Source organism: Streptomyces flavofungini (assembly GCF_041028215.1).
Classification (GTDB): domain Bacteria; phylum Actinomycetota; class Actinomycetes; order Streptomycetales; family Streptomycetaceae; genus Streptomyces; species Streptomyces flavofungini_B.
In genome coordinates, this window is record NZ_JASKYR010000149.1 from 1 (window position 1) to 13926 (window position 13926).

Annotated in this window: 11 protein-coding genes; 8 read left to right on the top strand and 3 right to left on the bottom strand. The window is 71.2% G+C overall.

The features are described from left to right. The 6 genes from AB8Z36_RS13095 to AB8Z36_RS13120 all read left to right on the top strand — a co-directional run. Nucleotides 1-2774, top strand: a 2774-nt coding sequence (locus AB8Z36_RS13095) for a hypothetical protein (RefSeq protein WP_369213435.1), incomplete at its 5' end; no start/stop codon positions are given. 10 nt (nucleotides 2775-2784) lie between these two features. Beyond that, nucleotides 2785-4797 carry a glycoside hydrolase domain-containing protein gene (locus tag AB8Z36_RS13100; protein ID WP_369213436.1) on the top strand — a complete coding sequence of 671 codons (2013 nt, stop codon included), beginning with the start codon at nucleotides 2785-2787 and terminating at the stop codon, nucleotides 4795-4797. Between the two features lie 282 nt (nucleotides 4798-5079). After that, the gene (locus AB8Z36_RS13105; protein ID WP_369213437.1) at nucleotides 5080-6561 is read left to right on the top strand and encodes a S8 family peptidase; all 1482 of its coding nucleotides are present in this window, start codon (nucleotides 5080-5082) and stop codon (nucleotides 6559-6561) included. Nucleotides 6562-6721: 160 nt separating this feature from the next. Beyond that, entirely contained in the window at nucleotides 6722-7006 is a 285-nt protein-coding gene (locus AB8Z36_RS13110) for a PLD nuclease N-terminal domain-containing protein (RefSeq protein ID WP_369213438.1), read from the top strand. A 47-nt stretch (nucleotides 7007-7053) separates the two neighbouring features. Continuing rightward, complete coding sequence (locus tag AB8Z36_RS13115) at nucleotides 7054-7299, top strand: hypothetical protein (protein ID WP_369213439.1); 246 nt, start codon at nucleotides 7054-7056, stop codon at nucleotides 7297-7299. A 52-nt stretch (nucleotides 7300-7351) separates the two neighbouring features. Continuing rightward, complete coding sequence (locus AB8Z36_RS13120) at nucleotides 7352-8095, top strand: alpha/beta fold hydrolase (protein WP_369213440.1); 744 nt, start codon at nucleotides 7352-7354, stop codon at nucleotides 8093-8095. Nucleotides 8096-8141: 46 nt separating this feature from the next. Here AB8Z36_RS13120 and AB8Z36_RS13125 read toward each other — a convergent pair whose 3' ends face one another. Then, nucleotides 8142-8915 (bottom strand): calcium-binding protein, encoded by a 774-nt coding sequence (locus tag AB8Z36_RS13125; protein ID WP_369213441.1) that lies wholly within the window; start codon nucleotides 8913-8915, stop codon nucleotides 8142-8144. A 148-nt stretch (nucleotides 8916-9063) separates the two neighbouring features. After that, nucleotides 9064-9579, bottom strand: coding sequence for a lytic polysaccharide monooxygenase auxiliary activity family 9 protein (locus AB8Z36_RS13130; protein WP_369213442.1), 516 nt, complete (start codon nucleotides 9577-9579; stop codon nucleotides 9064-9066). Between the two features lie 481 nt (nucleotides 9580-10060). Here AB8Z36_RS13130 and AB8Z36_RS13135 point away from each other — a divergent pair, with 481 nt between their 5' ends. Beyond that, nucleotides 10061-10348 carry a hypothetical protein gene (locus AB8Z36_RS13135; RefSeq protein ID WP_369213443.1) on the top strand — a complete coding sequence of 96 codons (288 nt, stop codon included), beginning with the start codon at nucleotides 10061-10063 and terminating at the stop codon, nucleotides 10346-10348. 360 nt (nucleotides 10349-10708) lie between these two features. On the opposite strand, the gene AB8Z36_RS13140 is transcribed toward AB8Z36_RS13135, so the two are convergent. Further along, nucleotides 10709-11449: an SDR family NAD(P)-dependent oxidoreductase gene (locus AB8Z36_RS13140; RefSeq protein ID WP_369213444.1), complete on the bottom strand. Its 741-nt coding sequence runs from the start codon at nucleotides 11447-11449 to the stop codon at nucleotides 10709-10711. 259 nt (nucleotides 11450-11708) lie between these two features. Here AB8Z36_RS13140 and AB8Z36_RS13145 point away from each other — a divergent pair. Further along, a partial coding sequence (locus tag AB8Z36_RS13145; protein ID WP_369213445.1) for a non-ribosomal peptide synthetase occupies nucleotides 11709-13926 on the top strand: 2218 nt, incomplete at its 3' end.

Genomic DNA, 13926 nt, shown 5'->3' on the forward strand with positions numbered 1-13926 from the left:
GGCCGGGGGCGGGAACCCGCACCGGGTCGCCCGGCACCCCGAATCCGGCTCCGCCGCTCAGCCAGGCGGGCCGCGAGATCCTCAAGGCCACTCTGGTGCCTCTGGACATCGAACAGGCCGAAGTGGGCCAAGCCCTGGTGAAGGCCGCGTACGCCCGACAACTGAACGCCCGAGCAAATGAGTTGGAGTCCGTCCGGAGCCGGTTGGCCGCTGTGGCCGGTGCGGCTGGTGCGGCCGGTGCGACTCCACCCGGCCCGGGCCACCTCATCGACCTGCTTCAAGCGGCCGACGAGGCTCCGCATGCCGAGGATCTGGCAGCGGTTCCGGTCGGAGCCCTCCGCGCCCTCGGCGAGGAACTCGTCGCCGTACGCCGGTCCCTGCTGGAGGAAGCCGAGTCGGCGGGCGCGGACGGGTCGGTCACGGGGCCCGAGCGCCAGGCACTGCACTCCGCTCTCGTGGCGGTGAAGGGCCTGGCCGCCAACGCCGGTTCGTCGCGGGTCGGACTGATGAACCTGGAGCGTCTGGAGATGGTCCCGGCCGGTATCGAGCGCGGCGAGCTCGTCGCCACCATCCCGCTGGCCCCGCTGGAGGAGACCGCGGTCGTCCAGAAGGAGTGGTCGGTACAGAAGAAGGAGTTCACCTCCATCGTCACGGACGAGCTGGAGACCTTCAGTGAGACCGGCGTGACCGACAACACCGAGCTCGCGCAGTCGACTTCGTCGGAACAGCAGCACTCCAACCAGTTCAACGTCACCGGGACCGTCTCCGGCGGCATCCCCGTCATCTCGGGCTCGGCCACCTCCGGCTACACCGCGCAGGACTCCTCCTCCCAGTCCGCGACGGACAGCCGCAAACACGCCACCACGCTCACCCAGAAGGCCTCCGCGCGGGCGAAGCAGGAACACAAGGTCACCATCAGCACGACCACCGTCACCGGCTCGTCCCAGACCTCCACGAGGAAGCTGCGCAACCCAAGCGACGTCGACCCGATGCGCATCGACTACTTCAGTCTGATGCGCAAGTGGCGGGTCAGGCTCTACCGGTACGGGCTGCGCGAGACGTACGACATCGTGGTCCCGGAGCCGGGCGCCGCGCTGCGCCGGGCCTACGTGGAGCTGGAGAGGCTGCGGGCCCAGCTGAAGCCCTTCGCGTTCGACGTACCGCACAACGACGTCACCGACGCGGTCCGCAAGGACGATCCCGAGCCGCCGAAGACCGATCCGCCGACCGACAAGCAGCCGCACTACCTGGTCCTGGCGGACCGGTACGGCGCCCAGGGCCTGCCCCGGCCCCCGGCGCCGCTGCCGCCGCAGCCCTACGCCGTGGACTCCGGAGCGCTGCCCAACGGCCGCGCGTCCACCCGGGTCACGCTGAAGATCCCGGACGGGTACGAGATCGTCCGCGTGACCATCGCCGGCCGGATGACGAGCTTCTCCAGCACCGACTTCGCGGGAGACGACAGGGCGGGAGACGACAGGGCGGGACACGGCAGCGCGGAGAGCGACGGCCCGGGGAGCAACAGCGCCGTCGCTCTGATGGGAGCGCTCGGTCAGTTCACCATCGTCGGCACGGACCTCCCGTTCGACTCCTTCGGCGAGAAGGTCTTCGACCCCGGCACCGTCCTGCACAAGGACACCGGCGGCGACTTCCTCGCGGGCGCGACGGGCTCACCGGTGGCCGTGCTGGTGTGGGACCGCGTATCCACCCAGACGCTGGTCCTGACCGCCGAGGTACGCCCCACGAAGGCCGCCTACGACCAGTGGCGGGACGAGGTGTGGAACGGTCTGTTCACCGCCGCCCAGACCCGGTACTACGACCAGCAGCAGGACATCGCGGGACGGATCGCGGCCCTTGAGGAGCGCCTGGGCAGCGTGGACACGCTCACGCTGCGCCGCGAGGAGAACGACGAGGTCATGCGGGCGGTCCTGCGCTATCTGCTCGGCGACCGCTTCCCGACCATGCCGAAGGACGTCGTGGACACCTTCGAAGAAGCGAAGGTGGACATCACGCACGGCACGAGCTTCGACTCCGACGCCCTCACACCCGACTCCACGGCGTGGTCGACGGTGCGGCGGTACGAGAATCTCGTGCGCTTCGTCAACCAGGCCATCGAATGGGAGAACGTCGTCAGCTTCCTCTACTCGTACTTCTGGGACATCCCCCAGAGCTGGGCGTTCATCCGCGACATCAAGCATCCGGACGCCAACCGGCAGGCGTTCCTGCGGGCGGGCAGCGCCCGGGTCGTCCTGACCGTGCGCAAAGGGTGGGAGACACGCTGGGTGAACTTCGTAGAGCGCGGCGTCGTCGACGACCCGGCCGAGCCGTCACCACCCGCGCTGTACTGGACGATCGCCCAGGAGATCGCCGCGTACGACGACCGCAACTACCCGGGCATCCCGCCCGCCAACCCGAGCCGCACCGCCGTGCGGATCCAGGACGCGGTGATCAGCAAGTCGAGCTCCGTCGTCGGGCCGAGCCGGACGCCGGTCGCGATCCGGGTCGAGTCCAGCGAGGGCTTCGTCGCGGGGGCGCAGGTCGTCATCGACTCAGCGCGCGAGCTGACCAACAGCCAGGAGCTCACGACGGTCACCCGGGTCCTGTCCGCGACCCAGATCGAGGTCGCCCGCCTCGCGAAGGCGCACAACGGAGCCAGCACGCCGTTCCCGGTGCTCCAGCCCGCCGAGAAGGGCGAACTCATGGCGGAGTGGAACGAGTACACCCCGACCTCCGGCACCGACATCGCCGTGACGAGCAACCTGTCCACCATCAACTGAGCGGGCCGCGATGCCGACCACGTACCCCGGCCTGGACATCATGCTCTGGGACGCGCGCCTTTCGTGGCTGTGGCGCCGCTCCAACCTGCGCTTCATCGGGTTCTACCTGGCCCACGACCGCGGGGACGACAGCACGAGCTGGTCCACCCGGCTGTGGGACCTTCGTGACCCGGGCTGGACCGTCCTGCCCATCTGGGTGCCCTTCAATTCGACGCAGATCGACGGAGCCCCGGCCGACCCGAAGAAGGGAAAACCGGCCGTGCCGGGAGGGGCGTTCGGGACCGCCGACGGCGGGGAGGACGGTCTCGCCGCCGTCGGGCTCGCCCGGCGGGCCGGTCTGGAGGCCGGGGCCACGCTCTATCTGGACATCGAGGGGCACCTGAGCGGGGGCCCCGGGGCCTGGGCCAAGGCGTCCACCGGCACGGCCGAGTACATCCTGTCGTGGCTGCTCGCGGTCTCCCTCGCGGGGTACAGGACCGGGTTCTACTGCTACCGCGCCGAGCTGGACCCACGTACCCTCCTCGATCCGCGCGTCCTGTCGTTCCGGCCGGTGTTCTACGCCGTGTCGGTCCCGGGATCCGACCGGTCCACATGGAACAACAACACCTTCGAGCTCGCCCCCTACCCGCTGCCGAGCTGGGGCGTCGGCGCCAACGAGCGCTGGCAGTACGCGGACAACGTGATCGCCGTCCAGTACGCGCAGTTGCGGGACCCCGCCCTGACCTGGCCGGACGCCAACGGGCGGCCTCAGGACCACCGTCTCCCGCGCAGCCACCGGGACGTCGACTGGGACGAGGCCAAGGTCTTCGACCCCATGCACCCCAAGGCCGCGATCGCCCTCGCGGTGGCGCAGCACCGCACAGCGCCGGACCGCGTACGGCTCTTCGCCGCGACCACCGAACACCTGCTGACGGCGGTACGGGACAAGGCGGGCAGGACAGGCCCGCTGGGCGCGACCCCGGTCCTGCCCCGGGACACCGTCCCGGCGCCACCGCCGGGCGCCGACGGATTCGACGCCACGAGCATCGCCGCCGACAGCACCGACGCCCGGTCCCAGCACGTCTTCCTGCTGGGCGCCGACGGCCGGATCCACATCCGGTGGATCACACCCCGCCAGCCCTTCCCGCCGCATCCGCAGCCCGTGAACCCCGCCCGGAATCCGGCCCGCAAGGGCAGCCCTCTGGCGGCCACGTCCCGTACACCGCTCGCCCTGGACCTGGTGTACGTCGACCGCGAGCACCGGCTCGTACGACAGTTCTCGCAGGCGGGCCCGGCCGTGGACTGGACGAACAACGTGCAGAGTGTGCCGCCGCCCACCAGAGCGGGCGGCAGGGACGCCCTGCTGGTGGCGGGCGGCAGCAACCTCGCGTCGCTGCCCACACCGAACGACGCCGTCCACGACGCCGGTAGGCTCGACGTGTTCCACATCGGCCACGACTACTCCCTCCCGCCCTGGAACGACCCGCGCGCCTGGCAGGTCGTGCACACCCGCTGGATCTTCGCCCGCGGCCGACCGGCGACCCCGGCCACCGCCCTCGTCCCAGGGCTCGACGGCGTCGCCGCGGCGAGCGGTGTAGCGGCGGTCCGCACCGCCGACCGGACACTGCACCTGATCGTCCAGGACCGCACCCGTACGCGGCTCAGGTACGCCACCTTGAAGCGCGCCGCGACGGACTGGGAGGGCGCGCGGGGCCCGGCCGGTGAACTGCCCCCGCTGCACCGCCCCGAGCGCGGGGACCCGGTCGCCGCGTGGTGGATGAACCTCCAGATGCTGGCCGCCGTCAACCGCGTCCTTCTGGTGGGCGTTCTCGCCACCGGCCATCTGGCGTGGTCGGTGTACGACGGAACAGCCTGGTCGACGATCGCCGCCAAGCACGCGGGCTTCACCCCGGGCCGCCCCCTGTGCCTGGCGCGGCGCGGCGCGAAGGCCGTGGACATCTTCGGCTTCGGCGAGGACGGGCAACTGCTCCAGCGCACCCTCACCCTTCTGGACAAGGCAGGCGCGGCGCTCGCTCCCTTCTAGACGACGTCGTGGCCACCGGGACCCCGGTGCCGCGCTCGACGGTGAGCCAGACCCGGGTGCAGCGGCGCTTGCCGCATACGCCCCACCTACGTATACGCAGATCCCCGCAGCGGGGTAGGCGCGTCCGGTGCCGCACCAGTAAGTTCCGTGGCGCATCGACAAGTTGACCACCCGTTCGCCGCGCCCCCAGCGGCAGGCGGTGCGTCGGACAGCCGGTGTCACCCCACCCTGGTCCGCCGGTTCCGCATGCCCGAAACCGGCCCGTGAAAGGAAGCCTCCCCTTTGAACGGTCCCAAGCGCATACGCATACCCCTGCTCGCCACAGCGGCAGCCGCAGCCATCCTGGGCGCGGGGGTCACCGCGAGTGTCGCGGCTCCGAACCCCGCAACTCCGCCTGCGGAGAGGGAGGATTCCGCCCCCGCAGCGGCCTTCGGCTCTGCCGTCGACAGGAACGCCGTCCCCGAAGGCATCATCGTCGGCTACAAGAAGCGCACCGATGGGGCGAGATCCGACACCGAAGCCCGCGCGGACGCACGGGCCAAGGGGGCGAAGGCCGGCGAGCGCCTCGGGTTCGACCGGCGCCTGGGCACCGGTGCCGCCCTGGTGGGCTTCGACTCCAAGATGGCGGCCGAGGACGTCAAGGACGTCATGGCGGCCTACGCGTCCGACCCCGATGTGGCCTACGTCGTCCCCGACGAGCGGGTGTACCCCACGGCCACCACCCCGAACGACCCTTCCTACACTCAACAGTGGGACCTCTTCGAGAACCACGCGGGCATGCGGGTGCCGGGGGCCTGGCAGCGGGGTGCCACGGGCAAGGGCGTCAACGTGTCGGTCATCGACACCGGGTACGTCCCCCACTCCGACCTGGCGGCCAACATCGTCCCCGGCTATGACTTCATCTCCGACCCGTCGCGGGCCCGGGACGGGGACGGACGGGACAGCAACCCCGCAGACCAGGGCGACTGGGTGCAACGCGGTGAGTGCGGTACGAATGCCGCGGGGACGCCCCTCCCCGAGCGCGACACCAACAACACCTGGCACGGCACGCACGTCAGCGGCACCATCGCGGCCACCGCCAACAACGGCAAGGGCATCACCGGCATCGCGCACCGGGCCCGTATCCAGCCCGTCCGGGTCCTTGGCAGGTGCGGCGGCGCGACCTCCGACATCATCGACGCCATCACCTGGTCCTCGGGCGGAACCGTGTGGGGCGCGCCGCGCAACCAGCACCCCGCCGACGTCATCAACATGAGCCTGGGTGGCGGCCACACCTGCGACCTGGGGAGCCAGCTCGCCATCAACGCCGCGGTCGCACGTGGCACCACGGTCGTGGTCTCGGCGGGGAACGCGAACACCGACGCGGCCAACCAGTCCCCGGCGAGCTGCGCCAACGTCATCAACGTCGCGGCGAGCGACCGCGAGGGCAACCGGGCCGCCTACTCCAACTACGGCTGGACCGTCGACATCACCGCCCCTGGCGGCGAGACCAAGCCGAACGTCGCCAACGGCATCCTGTCCACCCTCAACTCCGGTACCCGGACCCTCGGCCTTGAGAAGTACGACTTCTACCAGGGCACCAGCATGGCCGCCCCGCACATCACGGGCCTGGCGGCGCTGATGTACGAAGCGAACCCCGGCATCACACCGGCGCGGGTCGAGGCGGCCATCAAGCTGCGTGCCCGACCCCTGCCGGGCCTCTGCACCGGCGGCTGCGGCGCGGGCCTGGCCGACGCCTCGGCGACCCTGGCCTCGGTGAGCTGACCGCTCGGGCCGTGGACGTGGGGGACGCGGCAGGTGGCGGGTGCGCCGACTGCCGCGTCCCCTCCTCCCTGAGTTGTTGGTGCCGATGGTGTGAGTGCGACCTGAGTATGACCTCGACGAGCCCTTCAGCCGACGCGGCGGCCGGTATCTGCTGGCCAGAATGGAACGCATGCACGCGCTTCATGAATCCCGGACCACTCTTGCCGCCACCGGTCACCAAGTGCTGGGCTACGGTTTGGCCGCGGTGATCGTAGTCCTCATCCTGGCCTATGTGGCGCTGTTCATCGGCGCTCTGATCAGCATCGTCGCCTCCCCGCTCAGCAGGGGGATGAAGCTGGTGTGGGTCGTCTTCGCGTTCGCCGCACCCTTCATCGGCAGCTTGCTCTGGTTCCTCATCGGTCGCCGTGAACTTCGGCGCGGAGCGGCCACCCCCTCCTACCGGTGACCCGCGCCAGGACGCTCCACTCGGCACCGACCTGGCAAGATACCTGGATGGAAACTGGATTCCCCCGGGGTGCAACGCCCACCGTCGATCTCAGCCTGTGGCGTGCCGACGCCATCGTGCTGTTCGACTGGCTGATGAGCACCGACCTGAACGCCGTACCGATCACGCACCCGGCTCAGAAGCAGGCCCTCGCGGACCTGCTCGCACGCCTGGAGGATGTGGACGTCATCGAGTCCACCGACGAGGAGATCGCCGCGGCACAGGCCGAGGTCGCCAAGAACATGGGCTGGTAGCCCCCCCGGGCCGCGGCCCCGGACGCGGTGTACGCCGCTAGGCTCTCGCCCCATGGACGATGTCGTGGTGGTGCGAACAGGATCGGGGCCGGAGGTCCTGCTCGTGCACGGGGGCGCCTCCCCCCGGACGACCTGGGGCGCCTTGTCCGCACTGGCTGACCGCTGGACGCTGGCGCATGTCCACCGGCGCGGCTATCCGCCGAGTCCGGCGCCACGGGCCGGTCAGGACTACGAGGTGGACGCCCTGGACCTGGCGCCGCTGCTCGTCGGCCGCCCGCACGTCGTGGCCCACTCCTACGGCACCCTCGGGGCGCTGGCCGCGGTCGCGGACGCGCCGGAGAGCGTGCGCTCGCTCACCCTGGTCGAGCCGCCCCTGGCCTTCCTCGTCCCGGACGATCCCGACGTGGCGCGGCTTGAGCACCTCGGCGACGCGGTACTCACCCACGGCATGGACACCGACCCCGCCGAGCTGCGGGAGTTCCTGCGCCTCGCGGGCGCCCAAGTCGACGACGGCCCGCTCCCGCCCGAGGTGGCCGCGGGCGTCCGCCGGGCCCACGGCGCCCGTCTGCCCGGCCGTCCGCGTCCACGCCTCGACCTCATCCGCCGGGCCCGTGTCCCGGTGCTCGTCGTCTCGGGAGGCCACGCGCCCGCCCACGAGCGGATCTGCGACGCCCTCGCCCTCGCGCTCGACGGAGAGCGCACGGTGTCCCCGGGCGCCGGGCACTTCGTCGCGGCGGCCCCGGGCTTCGCCGACCGACTCAACACCTTCCTGCTCGCCAGCGAGAACGGAGGGTGAGTCCTTGTCGGTGACGTTGCGGTGGGGCAGGCGGCCCGAGTCCGGTCTACGGCAGGACGATGTTCCGGCCCGGGCCGCCGTGGACGGTGTCCTTGCCGGGGCCGCCGACGATCAGGTCGTTGCCGCCTTCGCCGTGCAGCATGTCGTTGCCGGGGCCGCCGAGAATGCTGTCGTCGCCGTCGCCGCCCATGACGTGGTCGTCGCCGGACCCCGCGTACACGAGGTCCCTGCCGCCGTACCCCTCGATCATGTCGTCGCCACGGCCGCCCCACATCCGCTGGTCGGCGTCGTCGCCCATCAGATGGTCCATGCCGTCACCGCCGTCCAGGACGACGCGTCCCATGACCATGTCGTCGCCCTCGTCGCCCCGGACCGTGTGGGCGGTGTGGGCGTGCAGCGTGTCATCACCTGGCCCGCCACTGACGGTGGCGACCCCGGGGTCGCTGGTGGCGATCTCGTCGTCGCCGTCGCCGAGGAAGACGTCGATCCGGTCCGGGCGGGCGCTGTCGGTGGGCAGTTCGCAGACGACGTACGTCTCGTCGCCCGGTTCCAGGTAGGTGCAGTGCTCGCCCGGCTGGAGCGGGACCGTGTCGCGGAAGCCGATGCGCCGGACCCCGTCGCCCTGGTCCATGGGGATCACATGGAGGTCGTTGGCCTGCCCGGGGGCGGCGGTGAAGGTGAGGGACTGCTTCGCCCAGTCGGCGCCGACGCGGGCCTTGCCCCCGGAGGCGTCGGGAGCCGCGACGGCGGGGGCGGCGGCGAGACCGGTGGCGAGCAGGGCCACGGCGGCCGCGCGGGCGGTGACTCGGTGGCGGTTCATGGGACCTCATCTCGATGGGGCCGGGGGTGGCCCGGMGCGGACGGTGCCCGTCCGCTCCGGGCCCCGGCGGAACCGGGTCGTGCGGTGGAACGGTGGTGCTGTGGTGCCGTGGAACGGTGGTGCTGTGGAACGGTGGTGCGGTGGCGGGTCAGCTCACGTTGACGTCCACGCAGGCGTAGAAGGCGTTCGGGGTGTCGGCGATGTTCCACACGGCCAGAACCTTCTGCTTGCCGGTGAGGCTGCCGAAGTTCACCTGGTGCGTGACGGTCTCGCCGGGCCGGGCCCCGCCGTCGTTGAACTCGGCGATCTTGCGGCCGCCCGCGTAGTACTGCCAGGTGCTGGTGGCGTGACGGGCGGTCAGCCGCCAGTTGAAGCTGGTCGTCCTGCTGACCGGGGTGACCTTCCAGCCCTTGCTGTCATTGTCGAGCTCGGCGAAGGCGGCGTTGCCGCCGCTGCAACTGGTCAGACCCTTGGGGCCCTCGACGCTCTGCGGCTCGTACTTGATGGCGCCGCACGAGACGACTCCGGCGGCACACTGGGCCTGCCGACTGGGCGGCGAGGATATGTAGCCGTGCGCACTCGCGCTGCCGGCGGGCAGGCTCACGGCCAGGAGCGGGGCGATTCCGGCTCCGATGGCGACGGCCAGCATCTTCTTGCTCTTCATGCCAACTCCTCTGTGGGGGTGGACTCTTGCCCGCACCAAACGGACAAGCGTGTACATGACAAGCGATGTCGCGCATGGGGGTGGGGTCGTCATGTGCGACGGGAGGAAGAGTACCCCGTTTGGTCTAGACCAAGCTAGGGTGTCGTCGAAGGGGCGGCGGAGAGCCGGTCGCAGGACACCCGGGAGGGGTGCGCCTGGCCGACGTGGAGATGGCCACCGCACAGACCTGCGCATGCTCGCCCCATGCATGCCCGCGACGCGACCAATTACCATGTCCGACTCGCCGAGCTGCAAACCGCCCGAGGCGACTTCGACTCCGCCGTCGTCACCGTCGCGGCCATCGACACCAGCGCGGTCGGCGGCTGCCGCATCGGCGACCGCCTCGCCGCGGTCCGCCGCCCCCTGTCCACCCGCCAGGAGGTTTCACCCGTGAGCGCCGCAGTCCGAAGACGCCCGCTGGTGGGGCGGACTGCTCACGGAAGTGGCTCCGGACGTCATCGCGGGGACCGGCCGTCGCACCTGCGCGCTCTCGGAACTGATGGTGCTGCCCTCCTGGCGCAAGACCGGCACGGCCCGGCGGCTGCACGATGCCCTGCTGGCCGCCCGGACCGAGGAGCGCGCCACCCTGCTGGTCGACCAGGGCCACCCCAAGGTGCGGGCCCTGTACGAAGGCTGGGGCTGGCAGGTGCTCGGTGGTCTGCGCCCGCGGATCGAACACGCTCCGCTCTTCCACGCCATGCTGCGGCCCCTGGCAGGTCGGCTCGGCTGAGGATCAGTGCCTGGCGGCCGCCGACGGGGGAGCGGACGGGCCCGTCAGGTATGAGCGTTTAATGCGCTGGGTGGGGTGATTTCGCATTGCTGGACCGCCCGCGCGCTACTACGGGTGAGCCCCGGCGTCATCCGCCGGGGACTCACACGCAGTGATACTCCGCACCCTTTACCGCCACAACTCCCGCGCGCGCTCGTTAACGGGAGGAATCCCGGCAGTGACACATCAGGGTATGGAGCGGCCAGTAAATTTCAGTGACCGAGAAACCGGGCGCCGGAATATCGGGTACCGGAATGCCGGATACCGGATGCCTGGGTCACCGGAATGCCGGTGAGCAGGCTGCCGTGCGGCATTCGCGCCTCATACGACGTGCCGCCCTCCATCCACGGTGAGCACGTCGCCGGTTGTGTACGCGGCCCGGGTCAGGTAAAGGACCGCCTCGGCCACGTCCTCGGGGGTGCCGACCCGCCGCAGGGGCGTGTTGGCGGTGATCCAGTCGCGCGAGCCCTCCCAGACCTCGGGGGCCTCGTCGTACCAGGGGGTGTCCACCAGGCCCGGCGCGATGGCGTTGACCCGGATGTTCGGGCCCAGCTGGGTCGCGAGCAGGCGGGTCATGTGGTTGAGCGCGGCCTTGCTCACCGCGTACGGGATGGAGCTGCCCATGGCGCGGGCGGCCGAGACCGAGGAGATGTTGACGATGGACGCGGCCTCGGCCTTGCGCAGGTGGGGCACGGCGGCGGTGGTCAGCTGCCAGGCGCCGAAGACGTTGACGTCGAAGAGGTCGCGCCACACGGTGGCGTCGGCGGCCTCCAAGTCCTGGAGCGGTATGAAGCGCGTGGCGCCCGCGTTGTTGACGAGGACGTCGAGCCGCCCGTAGGCGTCGATCGCCGCCTGGACGATATGCCGGGCGGCGTCCGGGTCGGACACGTCGCCCTGGACGTAGACCGCCTCGGGCAGTGAGGCCGCGAGTTCCTTTCCGGCCTCCGCGCTGCGCGCGGAATTGACGACCACCCGCATTCCGTCGGCCGACAGGCGCCGGGCGATGGCCGCGCCAATTCCCGATGACGAGCCGGTGATCAATGCGACGCGGCTATCAGACATGGCTTTCCGCCTCCTGTTTCCACTGGTTGACATGATCGGGTCGCCGATCCTAACCTACCGCAGTGCGGAAGCACACTTCCACATCGCGGAATTAGCGGTTGGGGGAGTGTCCGCATTGGGGCAGCGTGGCCCTTTCTGTCGCAGAATCATTCCGTGCGTCGGGCTTCAGCGTGCCAACGGGGCATTCCCGTATGCGGTCGCGTTCTTCCGCCGGTGTATCGGAATCGGGCATTCATTTCATTTTTTGGGGGGAAGTGTGATGGAGGCACGGGCAACCGGTCTCGTCCAAGGAACACCGAGTGGGGTCCACCACCTCGTCGCCGAACGGGTGCGAGAGGACCCCAGCGGTCTCGCTGTAAGCGAGGCGTTGTCCGGGCGGGCGCTCACGCGCCGGGAGCTGTGGCGGGAGTCCGGGCGCGTGGCCGCCCTCCTCGCCGGGCGCGGGATCGGGCGCGGCGACGTCGTCGCCCTGGACCTGGACCGGGGGGCCGACCTGATCGTCGCTCTGCTCGGCGTGGTCCGTGCCGGAGCGGCCTACCTGCCCCTTGACGGACAGGCACCCGGGGACCGGGTCGCCGTCGTCCTCCGGGACTCCCGGGCCCGTGCCGTCCTGGTGGGAAGTGGTGCCGACCGGCGCGACCGCCCGTTCGGCGGGGACACCGCCGTACTCACACTGCCCGTTCCCGGCCCGGTCGACGTGCCGCGGAACGACGAACCCGGCTTCACCGACGTGCGTGTGGCCGGGGACGAGCCGCTCTGCGTCGGCTACACCTCCGGTTCCACCGGTACCCCCAAGGGCATCGTGGTGCCCCACGCGGCCGTGCGCGACCTGGTCACCGATATCACCGCACCGGGCTCCATCCTCGGCACCGACCGCGTCGGCCAACTGGCCAACCCGGCCTTCGACGCCTTCACCTGGGAGGTCTGGGGCGCCCTGACGAACGGCGCGCCGCTGATCGTGCTGCCCACCGTGGTCGAGACCGATCTGGCGCACTGGGCCGGACTCCTCGCCACGCAGCGGATCTCCACCGCCCTGCTGACCACCTCGCTCTTCCACATGGTCGCCCGGGAGGCCCCCGCCGCCCTCAATCCGCTGCGGCAACTCCTGGTCGGCGGGGAGCAGATGGACCTCCTCGCCGCCCGGCGCGTCCTCGACGCGGGTGGCCCGAAGGCGCTGCTCAACATCTATGGTCCCACCGAGACGACGGTCTTCGTCACCGTCTTCACCTGTACGCGGGCGGCGCTGGCCGGACGCACCAGGATTCCGATCGGGAGCGCGGTGCGCCGCGCTCGGCTGCACGTCCTCGACGCGTCGCTCCGGCCCGTCGAGCCCGGTGAGACGGGCGAACTCTGCGTCAGCGGGCCCTCGTTGACCAGCGGATACCTGCACAGCGCCGAGCGCACGGCCCGGTCCTACGTGCGCTACACCCAGCCCGACGGGGCGAGCGTGACCGTGTACCGCACGGGGGATCTGGTCCGCCGCCTCCCCGACGGCCTGTACGAGGTCGTCGGCCGGGCCGACCGGCAGGTCAAGCTGCGGGGCTTCCGCATGGAGTTGGAGGAGATCGAGCAGGCCGCCGTCGCCACGGGACTCACCGAGGCCGCGTTCGTCGAGAAGCACGGCGAGGGGCACACCGCCCGGCTGGTGGGGGCCTACCTGCGGCCCGGACAGCGCGCGGACGCCTCGGCGCGGGCGCTCGCCGAGGCCCTCGCCGAGCGGCTGCCCGCCTATATGCTGCCCGCCCAGTGGCTGCCGCTGGCCGAACTGCCGGTCGGCTCGACCGGCAAGGCCGACCGCTCGCTGATCAGGAAGCTGCTCGCCGATTCCGCCGACACCTCTTCGCCCACTTCGGCTGCGTCCACCTCGCCTGCGCCCACTTCGCCGTCGGCTACCTTGTCTTCGGCCGCCTCGGCTTCGGCCTCTCCGGCCTCTCCGGCCCCGGGTACGGACGTGGTCCCGGCAGTGGCGGGCGACCTCGGCACGCGGGCGGACGCGGCGTCGACGGCGGACCCGACAGGGGGCGCCGAGCCGGACACACAAGCTGCGGCGGACCTGCCCGCACAAACGGCCCCTGCGGCTGAACCCGCTCAGGCCGTTGACCCCGCCCAGGCCGTCGACCCCGCTCCGGCGACCGACCCCGCCGTGGCGACCGACCCCGCTCCGGCAATCGCCGCCGTGGGGACCGACCCCGCTCCGGCAATCGCCGCCGTGGTGACCGACCCCGCTCCGGCAATCGCCGCCGTGGTGACCGACCCCGCCGTGGCCGCCGCCCCGGTCGCCGCATGCGTCGCCGAGGTCTGGGCCGAGCTTCTCGGTCTGCCGGGCCCGGCGGCCATCAGCGGTGGCGACGACTTCATCGGGCTCGGTGGCAACTCGATCCTCGCCACCCAGGCGGCGTTCCGCATCGGCGAACGGCTCGGAGCCCCGGTCAACCCGGTCGACGTCCTGCTCGCGCCCGACTTCGCGGGCCTGGTGG

What these genes read in the sequence shown, in the direction of transcription:
- AB8Z36_RS13100 (WP_369213436.1), top strand. Translation starts at nt 2,785, where the DNA reads ATGCCGACCACGTACCCCGGCCTGGACATCATGCTCTGGGACGCGCGC.
- AB8Z36_RS13110 (WP_369213438.1), top strand. Translation starts at nt 6,722, where the DNA reads ATGGAACGCATGCACGCGCTTCATGAATCCCGGACCACTCTTGCCGCC.
- AB8Z36_RS13115 (WP_369213439.1), top strand. Translation starts at nt 7,054, where the DNA reads ATGGAAACTGGATTCCCCCGGGGTGCAACGCCCACCGTCGATCTCAGC.
- AB8Z36_RS13120 (WP_369213440.1), top strand. Translation starts at nt 7,352, where the DNA reads ATGGACGATGTCGTGGTGGTGCGAACAGGATCGGGGCCGGAGGTCCTG.
- AB8Z36_RS13125 (WP_369213441.1), bottom strand. Translation starts at nt 8,915, where the DNA reads ATGAACCGCCACCGAGTCACCGCCCGCGCGGCCGCCGTGGCCCTGCTC.
- AB8Z36_RS13130 (WP_369213442.1), bottom strand. Translation starts at nt 9,579, where the DNA reads ATGAAGAGCAAGAAGATGCTGGCCGTCGCCATCGGAGCCGGAATCGCC.
- AB8Z36_RS13140 (WP_369213444.1), bottom strand. Translation starts at nt 11,449, where the DNA reads ATGTCTGATAGCCGCGTCGCATTGATCACCGGCTCGTCATCGGGAATT.